This window comes from Pseudomonas sp. URMO17WK12:I12, assembly GCF_000514395.1.
GTDB classification, from domain to species: Bacteria; Pseudomonadota; Gammaproteobacteria; order Pseudomonadales; family Pseudomonadaceae; genus Aquipseudomonas; species Aquipseudomonas mucoides.
The window spans coordinates 1-14479 of sequence record NZ_AZVV01000013.1 but is presented as its reverse complement, the minus strand read 5'-3'; the positions used below and the strand labels follow the sequence as shown (position 1 = coordinate 14479).

19 protein-coding genes are annotated in these 14479 nt (G+C 57.3%); 5 read left to right on the top strand and 14 right to left on the bottom strand.

Translation table 11 applies throughout. The features are described from left to right. Positions 1 to 270 precede the first annotated feature (270 nt). The 3 genes from D882_RS0118635 (at position 271) to D882_RS0118625 (ending at position 2732) form a co-directional block, all read left to right on the top strand. Positions 271 to 1197: a Gfo/Idh/MocA family protein gene (locus D882_RS0118635; protein ID WP_027924624.1), complete on the top strand. Its 927-nt coding sequence runs from the start codon at positions 271 to 273 to the stop codon at positions 1195 to 1197. Positions 1198 to 1311: 114 nt separating this feature from the next. After that, the gene (locus D882_RS0118630; protein WP_027924623.1) at positions 1312 to 1587 is read left to right on the top strand and encodes a metal/formaldehyde-sensitive transcriptional repressor; all 276 of its coding nucleotides are present in this window, start codon (positions 1312 to 1314) and stop codon (positions 1585 to 1587) included. 8 nt (positions 1588 to 1595) lie between these two features. Then, positions 1596 to 2732 carry a nickel/cobalt efflux protein RcnA gene (locus tag D882_RS0118625; RefSeq protein WP_027924622.1) on the top strand — a complete coding sequence of 379 codons (1137 nt, stop codon included), beginning with the start codon at positions 1596 to 1598 and terminating at the stop codon, positions 2730 to 2732. A gap of 141 nt (positions 2733 to 2873) precedes the next feature. Here the strand turns inward: D882_RS0118625 and D882_RS0118620 are convergent, their stop codons facing one another. From D882_RS0118620 to D882_RS0118550, 14 genes are all read right to left on the bottom strand, one after another. Then, the gene (locus D882_RS0118620; protein ID WP_027924621.1) at positions 2874 to 3446 is read right to left on the bottom strand and encodes a chorismate mutase; all 573 of its coding nucleotides are present in this window, start codon (positions 3444 to 3446) and stop codon (positions 2874 to 2876) included. A gap of 153 nt (positions 3447 to 3599) precedes the next feature. Next, the gene (locus D882_RS0118615; protein ID WP_027924620.1) at positions 3600 to 4001 is read right to left on the bottom strand and encodes a hypothetical protein; all 402 of its coding nucleotides are present in this window, start codon (positions 3999 to 4001) and stop codon (positions 3600 to 3602) included. A 162-nt stretch (positions 4002 to 4163) separates the two neighbouring features. Then, entirely contained in the window at positions 4164 to 4592 is a 429-nt protein-coding gene (locus tag D882_RS0118605) for a nuclear transport factor 2 family protein (RefSeq protein WP_027924619.1), read from the bottom strand. 3 nt (positions 4593 to 4595) lie between these two features. Continuing rightward, entirely contained in the window at positions 4596 to 5354 is a 759-nt protein-coding gene (locus tag D882_RS0118600) for an SGNH/GDSL hydrolase family protein (RefSeq protein ID WP_027924618.1), read from the bottom strand. Positions 5355 to 5493: 139 nt separating this feature from the next. Continuing rightward, positions 5494 to 5934: a hypothetical protein gene (locus tag D882_RS0118595; RefSeq protein ID WP_027924617.1), complete on the bottom strand. Its 441-nt coding sequence runs from the start codon at positions 5932 to 5934 to the stop codon at positions 5494 to 5496. A 135-nt stretch (positions 5935 to 6069) separates the two neighbouring features. Continuing rightward, complete coding sequence (locus D882_RS0118590; protein WP_027924616.1) at positions 6070 to 6762, bottom strand: RES family NAD+ phosphorylase; 693 nt, start codon at positions 6760 to 6762, stop codon at positions 6070 to 6072. Further along, positions 6756 to 7160 (bottom strand): antitoxin Xre-like helix-turn-helix domain-containing protein, encoded by a 405-nt coding sequence (locus D882_RS0118585; protein WP_027924615.1) that lies wholly within the window; start codon positions 7158 to 7160, stop codon positions 6756 to 6758. Before D882_RS0118585 ends, D882_RS0118590 begins: the two co-directional genes overlap by 7 nt. Positions 7161 to 7387: 227 nt before the next feature. Beyond that, positions 7388 to 8143, bottom strand: coding sequence for a hypothetical protein (locus tag D882_RS0118580; RefSeq protein WP_027924614.1), 756 nt, complete (start codon positions 8141 to 8143; stop codon positions 7388 to 7390). Positions 8144 to 8296: 153 nt separating this feature from the next. Continuing rightward, positions 8297 to 8692 carry a hypothetical protein gene (locus D882_RS0118575; protein ID WP_027924613.1) on the bottom strand — a complete coding sequence of 132 codons (396 nt, stop codon included), beginning with the start codon at positions 8690 to 8692 and terminating at the stop codon, positions 8297 to 8299. 379 nt (positions 8693 to 9071) lie between these two features. Then, positions 9072 to 9767, bottom strand: a complete 696-nt coding sequence (arsH, locus tag D882_RS0118570; RefSeq protein ID WP_027924612.1) for an arsenical resistance protein ArsH — start codon at positions 9765 to 9767, stop codon at positions 9072 to 9074. A gap of 11 nt (positions 9768 to 9778) precedes the next feature. Continuing rightward, positions 9779 to 10249 carry an arsenate reductase ArsC gene (locus D882_RS0118565; protein ID WP_027924611.1) on the bottom strand — a complete coding sequence of 157 codons (471 nt, stop codon included), beginning with the start codon at positions 10247 to 10249 and terminating at the stop codon, positions 9779 to 9781. A 29-nt stretch (positions 10250 to 10278) separates the two neighbouring features. Next, positions 10279 to 11562, bottom strand: coding sequence for an arsenic transporter (locus D882_RS0118560; protein WP_027924610.1), 1284 nt, complete (start codon positions 11560 to 11562; stop codon positions 10279 to 10281). 23 nt (positions 11563 to 11585) lie between these two features. After that, complete coding sequence (locus D882_RS0118555) at positions 11586 to 11933, bottom strand: metalloregulator ArsR/SmtB family transcription factor (RefSeq protein ID WP_027924609.1); 348 nt, start codon at positions 11931 to 11933, stop codon at positions 11586 to 11588. 375 nt (positions 11934 to 12308) lie between these two features. Beyond that, the gene (locus D882_RS0118550; RefSeq protein WP_027924608.1) at positions 12309 to 12581 is read right to left on the bottom strand and encodes a hypothetical protein; all 273 of its coding nucleotides are present in this window, start codon (positions 12579 to 12581) and stop codon (positions 12309 to 12311) included. Between the two features lie 445 nt (positions 12582 to 13026). Between D882_RS0118550 and D882_RS0118545 the strand changes: the two genes are divergently transcribed. Continuing rightward, entirely contained in the window at positions 13027 to 13686 is a 660-nt protein-coding gene (locus D882_RS0118545; RefSeq protein ID WP_027924607.1) for a MarC family protein, read from the top strand. Between the two features lie 260 nt (positions 13687 to 13946). Next, entirely contained in the window at positions 13947 to 14309 is a 363-nt protein-coding gene (locus D882_RS0118540) for a DUF6463 family protein (protein ID WP_027924606.1), read from the top strand. Positions 14310 to 14479 lie beyond the last annotated feature (170 nt).

The following is a 14479-nucleotide window of genomic DNA, read 5'->3' as shown; positions in this document are numbered from 1 at the left end:
AGTATTCCTTCAATACAGAGAGTGGGCAGCCCAATGCTTATGAATAAGGCTGCACCGTGTTTCAACGTCTTTTGTGTTCGCTGTCCGTTTTGAGCCTGTCTGTCGCCGCTGCCCAGGCTGCCGAGACCAGCACCTTGGCAGGCGGGGATGACAGGATTGTGAAGGTGTGGGCGGAGCGGGCATCAGCATGTCGTCAATGACTTCCACGCCATACAAACGTAATCTTGCCGGCTCGCGTTCCATGACAAGAAAAAAAAACAGGAGTCATTGATGCAACCGATTCGTCTCGGCCTGGTGGGCTACGGCAAGATTGCCCAGGATCAACACGTTCCCGCTATTAACGCCAACCCCGCGTTCCAGTTGGTGTCTGTCGCCACCCAAGGGCAACCCTGCGCTGGGGTAGAGAATTTTCAGTCCTTGAGCGAGCTGCTCGAAAGTGGCCCGCACGTCGATGCGATTGCGTTTTGCACACCGCCGCAAGGTCGATTCGCACTGGTGCAACACGCGTTGGCCGCTGGCAAACACGTGCTGGTAGAAAAACCGCCGTGCGCTACGTTGGGTGAAGCGATGGCGTTGGTGAATCAGGCCGCAGAGCAAGGTGTCAGCGGCTTGTTCGCCTGGCATTCACGCTACGCGCCGGGCATCGAAGCCGCCCGTGACTGGCTGGCCACCCGCACCCTGCAAAGCGTTCAGATCGACTGGAAGGAAGACGTGCGCAAGTGGCACCCCGGCCAGGCCTGGATCTGGCAGCCCGGTGGCCTGGGCGTATTCGATCCCGGCATCAATGCCTTGTCGATCGTCACCCATCTGCTGGCGCTGCCGCTGTTTGTCGAGTCAGCCGAACTGCGCGTCCCCGACAACTGCCAATCGCCGATTGCCGCGTCGATCAAAATGTCTGATGCACGGCACCTCGATGTCCGCGCGGAATTCGATTTCGACCACGGTCACGACGAACTCTGGAGCATCGAGATCCGCTGCGCCGAAGGCGTGCTGCGACTGGACAATGGTGGTGCTCTGTTGAGCATTGACGGCGTGCGCCAGGCCGTATCGGAGGAGGGCGAATACGCGGCGGTTTATCGGCATTTCCAGCAGCTGATTGGCGACAACGCCAGCGACCTGGACCTCCAGCCGCTGCGATTGGTGGCCGATAGTTTTTTTGTCGGCAGTCGGGTGTCGGTTGAGCCGTTCTACGACTAGCGACCGCTGCTCCCCCGTTTCTTTCTACCTGACATGACTGCCTGCACTTGGGGGATTGCTTATCTCCCAACGGCAGGTCATCATGCTCGTCTGTATAGGTAGGGGGGGTATGGTATGTCGCACACTCATGAGCAAAAAGACGACCTGTTAAAACGGGTAAGACGCATTGCCGGGCAGGTTCAGGCGATAGAGCGCGCGCTGGAATCAGAGGCCGATTGCGCCAAGACCCTGCACCTCGCCGCGGCCACTCGCGGCGCCATGAACGGTTTGATGGATGAAATCATCGAGGCTCACGCTCACGCCCACGTCGCCAACCCGGCGTTGAGCGATGAGGAGCGGGCCAAAGGTGTCGATGAACTGCTCGAAGCCATCCGCCGCTACTCCAAATAGGTCCCGTGATGCCCAATTTCGCAGAACTGCTGCAACAGGGTGGCGCCCACGCGTGGCTCTATTTTCCGAGCGCGATACTGCTGGGGGCCTTGCACGGGCTTGAGCCCGGGCATTCAAAAACCATGATGGCGGCGTTCATCGTGGCCGTTCGTGGTTCGGTCAAACAGGCGGTGCTATTGGGCCTGGCGGCAACGCTGTCGCATACGGCGGTGGTGTGGCTGGTCGCGATAGGTGGCATGTACCTGGGCAAGGGGATGGATGCACAAACCACTGAGCCGTATTTTCAACTTGCCTCCGCTGCGCTGATTATCTTGATTGCACTCTGGATGCTGTGGCGCACCTGGCGCGGCGAGCAGATGTTCAAGTTCGAGCAAGGTGAAGACCATCACCACGGCGAACAGGATCACGCTCACCACGACGAAACCCAGCGAATCGATACCGGTCATGGCCGCGTCGAACTGTCGATTTTCGAAACCGGCATGCCGCCGCACTGGCGCCTGAAAGCGTTGAGCGGGCATGCCTGGGGTGCCGGGGATGTCCGCGTGTTGACCACGCGTGCAGACGGCAGCACCCAGGCGTTCTCATTTGTCGAGCAGGACGGTTTTCTGCAATCGACGGCCGCCATTCCCGAACCCCACGAATTCAGCGTTCGCCTGAGTCTTGGGCATGCCGGGCACTCGCATGACTACGACCTGGAATACTCGGAGCATGACCACGGGCATTCGCACGCGGAACTGCAGGGGCTGGAGTTGTCGATTGACGGTTATCAGGATGCGCATGAACGTGCCCACGCCAATGACATCCGCAAGCGTTTCACCAACCGTGAAGTGACCACTGGCCAGATCATCGTGTTCGGTTTGACGGGAGGGTTGATTCCTTGTCCGGCGGCGATCACCGTTTTGCTGCTCTGCCTTCAGGTCAAGGAAGTGGCGTTAGGCGGCATGCTCGTCCTGTGCTTCAGTATTGGATTGGCGATGACGCTGGTATCGGTCGGTGTGGCCGCAGCCATTGGCGCGCGGCAAGCCAGCAACCGCTGGCCGTGGCTGGGGGCAGTGGCGCGTCGGGCACCTTATCTGTCCGGGGTGTTGATTATCGCGGTGGGCCTGTACGTTGGCATTCATGGCTGGATCGGGTTGACTGCATAAGACGCGTTGAATGGCGTGCGTAAAAAAGCCCGGCGGATAAGGCCGGGCTTTTCATTGAGTTGCGCGGTAAAACCGCGCATTGATGCAGTGCGGCTTTCGATCAGACGGTCGGCCCCCCCTTCGGCCACACGGCCTTCAATCTCATTGCGCCGCGATACACAGCTCCCCGGTAGCGCGTATCAGGGCCTGGCCGTGCAGTTGATCCTTGATCAGGTTGGCTCGCTCGGTCCCCAGCCAGTTCGGGCAATTGGGGTCATTGCGATAGGGCGCGAATTCGGCGTATTGCTGCAGCAAGCGATTTTGCAGCTCATCCAGGCGTGGCCTGATTTGATTGACGAGGTCTGGCCGTGGAGTGTCCGGCGCTTTGGACGCTGCGCGCCATTGAGCGAGCAGGCCGTACTGCACCAGTTTGTTGGCTTCGATCTGTGCGGCCGTCAGCTCGGCAACCGCTTCCGGGTCCAGTTTCCGGCTCGCGGCCATCTTCCTGGCGTTGTCGATGACCTGCGTTTCCCGGGCCGTATCCTGAATCGGTTTGCCACTGTCCCACTTGGTCAACGCCACCAGATCAGCAATGCTCAAGCGCTCGTTTATCGTCACCAGCAACGGCAACAAGCTGGCGGGTGCCGGGGAGGGCGTACCGGCCTGGGCGCCGCACGCGAATACACCGAACAGGGCGCAGGTCAGCAGTTGTGGCAGGCGTGGCGAACGGAACATGGGCAAACCTCATTGAGCGCAGAATTCACAATCAGGTCTTATGTACCACAGGTGCGGCAGCGGCTTTAAGTGGGGGCTGATTTATTTTGTGCATGAAAAAGCCCGGCGGGTCAGGCCGGGCTTTTTGTCGAATGCTGCGGGAAGGCTATTCATTCATGCAGCGCGATACTTGATCAGGCGGTCGGAGCCACCTTCGGCGACGCGGTTCTGCATCAGGCGGTCGGAGCCATCAGCGGCTACACGGTTTTCGATCAGACGATCCGAGCCACCTTCAGCGACGCGTTTTTCGATCAGACGATCAGAGCCACCTTCGGCGACGCGTTTTTCGTTCAGACGATCCGAGCCACCTTCAGCGACGCGTTTTTCGATCAGACGATCAGAGCCACCTTCAGCGACGCGTCTTTCGATCAGACGATCCGAACCCCCTTCAGCCACACGGCTTTCAATCAGGCGATCCGAGCCGCCTTCAGCGACTACAGGTTGAGCCGAAGTCGCGGCAAAAGCGTTCACTGCGAAAACCGAGAAAGCGATAGCGAGAAGGGTTTGGCGTTTCATGATGGTGTGCTCCGGGGTGCTTATGGGTTGGTATGGAGCTGATGTTACGCCGCGGATTTTTTATGAGAACTTCATTGAGTTGATGGTGACTATCGATGTCGGCAATGGATGATCGCGCGCGGTGATATCACCGCGCGGGAGGTGAGTTTCAGGCGTTTGGAATCAGGCTTTACTGGCCGCCAGATAAGCCCCAAGGCGTTGTCCCATTTGCTCGCCCAAGGCTTGCAAGCCGCTCAACGGACGGACCATCACCTCAAACTCGACGATTTTCCCGGCTTCGTTGAAGCGGATCATGTCGATGCCCTTCAACTGTTTCCCACCGACATTGGCGCTGAATTCCAGAACCACGTTCAAGCCGTCTGCTGTCGCCAGTTCGCGGTGGTAGGCGAAGTCCTCGAAGACTTTGACGACAGTGTTGAGAATCATCGACACCACGGCCGCGCCCGGATAAGGCGTGTGCGCCATCGGCGAGCGGAACACGGCGTGCGGGTCGAGCAAACCGGGCAGGGCGCTCAAGTCCGCCGTGCGGATCATCTCGTGCCATTGCTGCAAGGAGGCCGCGGCGTTGGGGTGCAGGTTCAGTTCAGACATTTTCTACTCCTGTATTTTTATTGTGGGTTGTGCAATGTCGAGGCGCGTGTTTTGGCGAAAACGTTGGCCGATGACCGCCGCTGCATCGTCCGCCCACTGACTGTATATCGCAGGACCCGGATGGAAGCCATCCCGTGCCATCGAGCCATTTATGGGGGCCAACCGGGTCGCCAGCAGCGTGCAGTGATCAATACGCTCAGCCAGTTCGGCAAGGCACGTGTTGAAAGCGCTAGCCCTAAGTCCCAGGTACCAACGCAGCGGTTGCGGCAGCGCGGGAAACAGGTGCATGGGTGGCAGCGGGGACAGCACGATCTGCTTTACCGCGTACCTCTCGCGCAGCAAGCCAATCAATCGATGTTGTCGGGCGACCCACTCGTCAGCCGCCAATGTGCTGGTGACATCGTTGACGCCGATAGACACCAGCGCCACATCGAAGGCCTCTGGAACGCTGTCTTCGAGCAACCCCAGCAGCGCTTGCGAATCAAGCCCGGACCTGGCCCAGAGTGTCCAGGACACGTGGTAATCATTGGCCAACTGGCTGACCAATTGGCCGCTGAGTGCTTCGTCTTGAGTCGACACCCCAACGCCAGCGGCGGCGCTGTCGCCCACAATCAACAACCGCAGGGCTACGCCGCTGCCGGCCATGCCTTGGCGTGCGCCCTCGGCTTCCGGCAGCCTGGGCGTTACCTTCCGGGTGTAAATGCCCTGCATGAGCAGCAAGGGGCCGAGCAGGATTTTGGCGAGCGTTTCAGTGTGGTTCATGCGGCGTGCCGAGTTGACCTAATGGTTATCAGCGATACATGTACAACGCCCGCGTAGCGAGTGCACTAAAAATAGCTCACGAAAAAGCCCGGCTGATAAGGCCGGGCTTTTCATTGAGTACTGCGGTAAAGCCCTGCATTTATGCAGCGCGGCTTTCGATCAGACGGTCGGAACCACCTTCGGCAACGCGGTTCTGCATCAGGCGATCGGAACCATCAGCGGCTACGCGGTTTTCCATCAGATGGTCGGAACCATCAGCGGCTACGCGGTTTTCCATCAGATGGTCGGAGCCATCAGCGGCTACGCGGTTTTCCATCAGACGATCCGAACCATCAGCGGCTACGCGGTTTTCCATCAGACGATCCGAACCATCAGCGGCTACGCGGTTTTCCATCAGATGGTCCGAACCATCAGCAGCCACACGATTCTCGATCAAACGATCCGAACCCCCTTCAGCCACTCGGCTTTCAATCAGGCGATCCGAGCCGCCTTCAGCGACCACAGGTTGAGCAGAGGTTGCGGCAAAAGCGTTAACTGCAAAGACCGAGAAAGCGATAGCGAGGATAGTTTGGCGTTTCATGATGGTGTGCTCCGGGGTGTTTATGGGTTGGTATGGAGCGGATGTTACGCCGAGGGTTTTTTAAGAGAACTTCATTGGGTCAATGGTGACTATCGATGCCGGTAATGGATGCATCTGCCCCCGTTTTAGAGGCCTTCACGCTTCACTGATCTTGCTGACACTGGTGATTTGCCCATTCCAGACCATCTCGTAATGAGCCGTCTGAACAATCGATGCGACCGGTCGCGGCGTCATCAGCGCCCAGCAGTCACTGCCTGGCAGACGCACCGAGTGGTAACGAATACCGGGGCATCGCGCTTTTTTGATCAAGCTGCCCAGTTGACGGGAATGGGTGTAATCGTCGGGCGCGTAGATCGGGTCCGTCAGCGCAATGGACGTCGCATCTTTCATCGCCGCGTCGATAAAAGAACAGGACAGCCCGCGGAACACAAAGCGCTCATAGTTCAGGTTGCGGACATTCGACCAATACAGACTCTGGTGATGCCGGACTTCAGCCAGCGCCGTTTCCATGGTATCCGCCAGGTACAACACCCCAAAGCTGCCATCGCTGAACCGCGAACCCGCCGGGTTAACGTGGGTAAACGGCGCAATCGCGTAAGAGCAGCCAGGAATGCCGAACGGGATCTGATCCCGGGCAATCAACTCAAGACGACCGACTTCATTGTGCAGCCGGGGATTGGTCAGTGCCTGTATCTGATACAGCACGTCAAATTCGTCCGCGTCCGCCACGTCATCAAACAGCGCGATGGGTGGGTACTTCGAATTGACCAGTCGGTAGGCTTTTAACCGCTCGCCGGCACATTCTGCCAGTTCGCTCACCTTCACCATTGCGCGCCCCGCAGTACGTCAATGCGCCGAAAGGTTTCATACAGCGAAATCATATCGCCCTGGGCCATGATCTCGAGCGGGGTACGCCCGTTGAAAAACTCGTTGTCGTTGGCCATCGATACAAAGCCGTAGACGTTTTCCGGGTTGTCGAAAACCAGGCGCAAGGTTGCGTGGATGTTGAGGACAAAGCTGATGCGCTGCATCTGGTCAGCGTCCAGCGCCACCGCCCATTCGGGGTCTTGCTGCCGGGCGCGGGTGTAGGTGCTGCGGGAAATGCGCAGGATGCGACAGGCCTGCTCGCTGGACGCAGACCATTTTTCGAGAATGCCCACGGCTGCCCGCAAGCCCGTGACGCACTGGCTCTTGGTGAATGCTGGTTCCTGAAGGGGGACTGCCATGTGCTAAGCCTCAATTGATCCGCAGACTCAAAACTATATATATTGAATCTGCAGATCAATAGGGCGTCGACCAGTGGTTAGTTGATTTGCGATGCCGACTTCGGTTCGTTCGGCTTTATCCCCTTCTAACCGTAGCGGGTCAGGCAGGCACTCAAACGGCAGGAGCCAAAACCACAACAAAGCGGCGCTTTTGAATCCTGTGACGTGCCTGCCGTCAGCGGTGAGTGTTACAGCGTTGTGAGGTGCTTATTGAAGACGTCCAACGATTGGTGGCCTGTCGTTGGTTGAAAATTCACCCCTTCGAGAGGTGTGTGGGCGGCTCTGAGCAAACCGTCGTTGCGCTTTTCCGGGTTGAACAACAGGTACAGCTCCTGGCATTTTTTCACGATGCCAGCGGTGTCCAGCGTCGGGTTCTCTATCTTCGCCGTGATTTGATACACGGCGATGAAATCATTCAGCGACACCTCTTTCATATTCACGATCGATCGATAGAGCACAAATGCACTGACCTGGTCGCATTTACTTTTCAACGATGTGGAGGTGACCGAGCGCGACCAACCCGCAAAATCAAGGCGAATCATCGACGCGCCCTCAAGAATCGCGCAATACCTTCTGACCTCGCTTTCCGAACCTTGCGATGAGCCAAACAGCATGTCGACAAAGCCCGAGACGATCGTACCCACGGCGGATACGTTGTCTCCCGCAACGAAGCCTTTCACGGAGTCGTTGACGACATTGGTGATGTTTTTGGCATTATCTGATGTGTAGGCTTTTGTCTGATAGGTGAAGGATTGAATGGTTGAGATGGGGAATGTTTTATCCGTTCCCTGACCTGCACCCAACAGCGCTGTATTGATCAGTTGCGCGTAGTACTGGGATTTCGCCAGACCCAGCGCCATCAGCGTATCAAGATGCGCTGAACACTCATTTTTCATTTCTTCTGACAAATCCTGACCCAACAATGCTTTCGTTATTGCAGCCATGACGTTATCTCCATAGAAAAGTTTTTTTCATGCGGATTCGTTGATATATCGAGTGGCCGTAAAGTGTCTGTTTGTCGTGCGCTAATCACCTCCTTTTGATTGGATTGTTCGTGATGTGAGAAGGGTTTTATTGTGCGGCTATATAAGCATTAGCTACCATTCGTTGTGTGCCTTTATGCCGCGCTTGATGTAGGCCAGTTCGTCTTCAGTTAAATGACCCTGGGCGGCCAGGCTTTCAATCAAGGAAAGTATTTTTTCTTTAAAAATTTGATCGTCGATGTCTCCTACAACATGCATATGCAATTCAGGTGTTGAGGCGTCTTCTTCGTCAAGATGCATTGTGCCGTGGCTTGGACTTGAGCCATCAACCGCTGTCAATTGAAGCTTTTCAACCAGGTCGGCGAGGTGGACCTGGGCCGGGGCTCGATACTCCGGGACGCTGCGCCAATGAAAGGTCGCGGCGGTTGCACTCAGTACAATGCGATTGAAGTCTTTTTTATCGACCACTATTAGAGTGCATCCATTTTTGTCAGGGAAATCTCCAGGCATACAAATCTCCAGATTGGGTTCTGTTAAAAGTTCGTGGCGCCAGAGTGCTAACACTTTATACAAGCGAGGCGAAGGCACCACTTGAATAAATGAGTTAGGCCGCACGCTAGGCAAAGGCTTAGCGAGTGACAAGATTGTGAATGGGTTTCAGCGACCTGCGCGCTGACTGGAACAACCATAGACCATGCGCTAACAAGCACTTCAACAACACATAGAATATGTGGCAATAAACAACTCAACCCCGAAGACTATGTGGGCGCAAGCCATTCAGGGTGCGCCCCATTAAGAGGGCGCCAAAATACGCGTCTTGTTTGAGTCGTGCAGTGTTTGTCACCAGCATCTTGATAAAAACCAAGGGATTGATGAACGATTCAGGCTTTCAAATCGACCGCTGATTCACCCGCTGACTCAACTCCTGCGCCGTCTCCTTGCGCTCCGAATAACGGTCAACCAGATCCGGGCGATCCCGTAGCAGCAACGTGAACTTCACCAGCTCTTCCATGACGTCGACGACCCGGTCGTACAGCGCGGAGGGTTTCATGCGATTCCCTTCGTCAAATTCCAGAAAGGCTTTCGGCACGGAAGACTGGTTGGGGATCGTGAACATGCGCATCCAACGCCCCAGCACGCGCAACTGGTTGACCACGTTAAACGATTGGGAGCCACCGCAGACCTGCATCACCGCCAGCGTTTTTCCCTGGGTCGGGCGCACGGCGCCCAACGCCAGCGGCACCCAGTCAATCTGTGCCTTGAACACGGCCGACATGGAACCGTGGCGCTCGGGTGAACACCAGACCTGTCCTTCAGACCACTGCATCAGCTCAAGCAGCTCCTGGACTTTCGGGTGATCGTTCGGCGCATCGTCCGGCAGTGGCAGTCCCGAGGGATTGAAGATGCGCGTCTCTGCACCGAAGTGTTCGAGCAGACGGGCGGCTTCTTCGACCAGCAGCCGACTGAACGACCGTGCGCGGGTCGACCCGTACAGCAACAGGATTCGTGGCTTGTGCTGGCCGTCGTGATCGTTGGCGATGGGCTCAATCAAAGACGCATCGAGATTAGGCAGAGGGTGGCTCATGGGGGCTCCGGTTACAGGGTGCTGATGCGGTCGAGTTCGCGCTTCAATGCATCGCGATCAAGCTCGGCGAAGGGCAGGGAGAGGAAGGCCCGGCAGCGCGTTTCGATACGCGCCAGGGTCGAGTGGAAGGCTGCGGAGACGGCCGCCTCATCGCCCTTCACCTCGGAGGGATCCTCCAACCCCCAATGGGCTTTCAACGCCGGACCGAAGTACACCGGGCACGTCTCTCCGGCAGCCTTGTCGCAGACGGTGATCACAATGTCCGGCGGGTTGGCCTCGAAGGCGTCGTTGCCTTTGCTGCTCAACCCGTCGATCGATATTCCGGCCTCTTGCAACGTGGTCAGGCTGCGCGGCAGCACTTGTCCTTTGGGGAAGCTGCCGGCGCTGACAGCCTCGAAACCGTCCGGCGCCAGATGATTGAACATCGCTTCGGACAGGATGCTGCGGCAACTATTGGCGGTACACATAAACAGGACGCGCATGGTGATTCCTCTTTGAAGACGCACAGGTGCTAAACGCTCAGGCGTAAGGCCAGGGCAGACAAGGTAATGAACAGAATCGGCAGCGTCAGAATGACGCCCACCTTGAAGTAGTATCCCCACGTAATACGAATGCCCTTGCGCTCCAGGACGTGCAGCCAGAGCAAGGTTGCGAGGCTACCGATGGGGGTGATTTTGGGCCCCAGGTCAGAGCCGATGACATTGGCGTAGATCATCGCTTCACGTACGACGCCGGTGGCCTCGCTGGCCTGGATCGACAGCGCGCCCACCAACACCGTCGGCATGTTGTTCATGGCGGACGACAGCAATGCGGTGAGCAAGCCCGTCCCCAGCGCGGCACCCCAGACACCATATTCGGCCAGGTGATTCAGGGCCGTCGTCAGATAGCCGGTGAGGCCAGCGTTCTTCAGCCCATACACCACCAGGTACATGCCCAGCGAAAACGTCACGACCTGCCAGGGTGCTTCGCGCAGCACACGCCGGGTTGAAATCACATGCCCACGCGCCGCAACGGCGAACAGCATCGCGGCGCAGGCTGCTGCAATGACACTGATTGGAATGCCCAGCGGTTCCAGCGCAAACAACCCGATCAGCAACAAACCCAAAACCATCCAGCCGACGCGAAAGGTCAGCGGATCCCGCACGGCATGCCGCGGGTCTTGCAGGTCATCCAGTGAGTAGCGCTCGGGTATGTCACGGCGGAAAAACCAGTACAGCACGGTGAGCGTAGTGCCTACGGCAACGAAGTTGACCGGCACCATGACGGAGGCGTACTCGCTGAAGCCCAGACCGAAGTAGTCGGCTGAAACGATGTTGACGAGGTTCGACACCACCAACGGCAAGCTGGCAGTGTCGGCAATAAAGCCTGCCGCCATGACAAACGCCAGAGTCGACGCAGGGGAGAAGCGCAGGGCAAGCAAGATCGAAATCACGATCGGGGTCAAAATCAGTGCCGCACCGTCATTGGCAAACAGCGCGGATACAGCGGCCCCCAACAAAACCGTGAAGGCGAACAGGCGTCGGCCATCACCCTTGGCCCAGCGCGCCACGTGCAGTGCGGCCCACTGAAAAAAGCCGGCTTCGTCGAGCAGCAGGCTAATGATGATGACCGCCACAAACGTGGCGGTAGCGTTCCAGACAATGCCCCATACCAGTGGAATATCGTTCAGCGTCACGACGCCCGTGATTAATGCCAGAACCGCCCCGAAAGTGGCGCTCCAGCCGACACCCAGTCCCTTGGGCTGCCAGATGACCAATACGATGGTGACCAGAAAAATAGCGAATGCAATGAACATAAAAGACTCGGCAGGCGATGGGGTCAGCAGCAGGCGGTGGTGTTGAGAGGGCGGTCGCCCATCGCGTCGAGTCGAGCGCTGTTTTCCTCAAGCCAGGCGGTGTTGGCTGCTAGCGTGGTCTCAAGAATGGTGCGCACCCAACCCGGCAAATCAGGATTGAGCCGGTAGTAGACCCACTGACCCTGACGTCGATCGAGCAACAGGCCACATGCGCGAAGCTGCGCCAGATGGCGGGAGATTTTCGGTTGACTGTCGTTCAGGGCGCAGACCAGTTCGCACACGCACAGCTCACCCTCGCGGGTGATGAGCAACGTGGCCCGCGCACGGGTTTCGTCGGACAGGCATTTGAATACGGCGGCAGGGGTCAGCATGGACACGGCTCGATACATATGGTTATTCGAATATACGTTTATCCATATGTTTATGGCAAGCAGCGAACTTCAATCCAGCGAGTGAGTTCGATGAGCAGTCGCTGGATACCCCTGAAGTCCTCAGGACTGTTTTGGCGGGTAGTTGCCGCGCATTCCCCCGGACTTGTTGCCCGTTTTGCTCGGCAGGTTAGGCACGACCGGGCGGGATCTGGGTTGAGGGTTGGAGCGGCTTCGTGGTTGAGGTTGTTTGCTCATGGTCAGCCTCCTGACGGGGCAGGGTTTCGCTCGTTCAGCTTCCTCATAAAGTTTAGCTGCTGGGTGACAGAGGTTATGCGGTAAAACAAAGCGGGCGCCTGATAGGGCGCCCGTCTTTATTTACTCCGCCACCTGGGCTCGCAAACGTCGACCGATCACGTCCATCAAGTCACAGCCATCGCGCAACGGAATGGCCAGCAGTTTGGAAAAGTCCGACAGCACCACCGTGTCGCAACCGAGCTCGGCGCGGAAGGCGATGTTTTCCAGCACTTGAGTGACAGTGCGGATGCGGTAGTCGGCCATGGCTTGCAGGACGTCGAGCGGGGCTTGGGTGTCGATGAGCAGGGAGGCCGGGATCAGGTCGATTCCGGTGAGGGGCATGTATCTATTCATTTGAAGATCTCTGTTTGATTGGCTCAATGCCGTCACTCAGTCGTCGCCAAACGATTGGGTGGCAGCTGTGCGCAGGTTGGCGAACCGGCACAGAGAAAACCGGCAGACCCGAAGGTCTCCCGCGCACAGCCGCCATAAAGGCGGCTTTGCGGGTGCGTGAACCCCTGCAATAAAGCGGATAGCCCTCGCATTCTCTGTGATCAGGTCGCCAAACCTGAATCGCCATTGTGGGCGACGGGGCGGACTATAAGCTTCATCGGAACGACGGGCAAGGTGAGGGATTCCGAGATAAGTGTAGGACCAGAGCCGAGGTTGTTGTGAGCCATCGACTGACCTTTCCTGGACCAGCGCCACCTGTGCCGCAGCGCCAGATTGAGCTCTAAACGGGCTCATCGCCCATCATCCGCTAAGGTGATGTAACGCGGTCTCTCCTCGAAGGTGCGCCATGAACACCTATGTAACGCTGTTTGTCGGCATGTTTACCACGTTACTGGCCATCATCAACCCGCTAGAGGCGATTCCCGTGTTCCTTGGCATGTTGCAAGGCAAGGACACTGCCGAGCTCCGTCGGGTAGCCCGCAGAGCCTGTTTCTTTGCGTTATTGCTGATGTTCTTTTTCCTGATTTTCGGCAACCTGCTCCTGCGACTGTTCGACGTTCCCCTGAGCATGATCCGGGTGGTCGGTGGGGTGATTCTGATGCGGATCGGTTTCGAGCTGTTCGCCCCCACGCCCAACAGCAGCCTGATTCCCACTGGTCACGACGCCGACCAGGACGTCTCTTTCATCCCCCTGGCCATGCCCATCATGTTTGGCCCCGGTGCGATTGCCACCGTGATCGGCCTGACCAGCACCATCAAAGACGCCAGTCATGCGGTGCTGTCTTTCGCCGTCGTGGCGCTGGCCATCTGCGCCACGATGTTCACCACCTATTTGTCACTGGCTTACGCTCAAGTCATCCTCAAAACGATTGGCCCGCAAGGCATCGATGCCGCCACGCGCATTGTCGGGTTCTTCGTCTCTGCCATGGGGGTTGGTCTGATCTTTCATGGCACGGTGGAGTTTTTGCAATCGTACGGGGTGTTGCTGCATGGCGGGGTGGGGTAGGGCTGGATCGTTGTCTTTGCATTGACCGTGTGCTTTCGGCCAAAAGTGGACGGTGGACACGGTGATGGCAAATAGATAGCTTCATTAGGAGGCAGCAGTCCTTGCCGTCACCACTTCTAAGCCAGACAGGGACTTACGGGATGACAAGGAATGTTATACGACACGCCATCGCGACAAGAAACGCAAACCACTCGCTCGCACTCTGGGACCGTGTAAACGCTACGCACCTTCCAACCTTACCGTTACGGAGCATATAAGACATGTCAAACATCGTCGCATGGACCCTGTTCGCCTTGGGCGTTCTCCATATTCCATTCGGTATCATCAAGTTCAAAACAGCATTTGCCGCCGCTGTAGACTCTGGCTTCGTTGACCAATTCAAAGCGCACGAAGATCGGCGTACTGCCCTCTGGTTTACCATGTTGGGGCCGCTTTTTATGCTCGCAGGGCAGACAGCGATTCACGCCGTAGCCGTTGGCGATCTCGCGCTACTTAAAATTGTTGGCATCTATGTGCTTATGATTTCGATCATTTGCGTCATTGCTGTTCCAAAGTCGGGATTCTGGGCAACGTTGCTGGTTTCACCGCTGATCATCGCGGCAGGATATGACTTGTACGCCTGACAAACGGTTCAAGGCATTCACGAGGGCTTCAACGTCAGATCGGGGTCGATTGCGGTCCTTCACGATAGGCAACAATCGACCCAAAGCTGACGGAGGGAAAAAACCGTAGAGTCCTCCAGATCGTGAATGTTCGTTTGGTGATGGATTGCGAAAAATCGCCCTGCCTATGG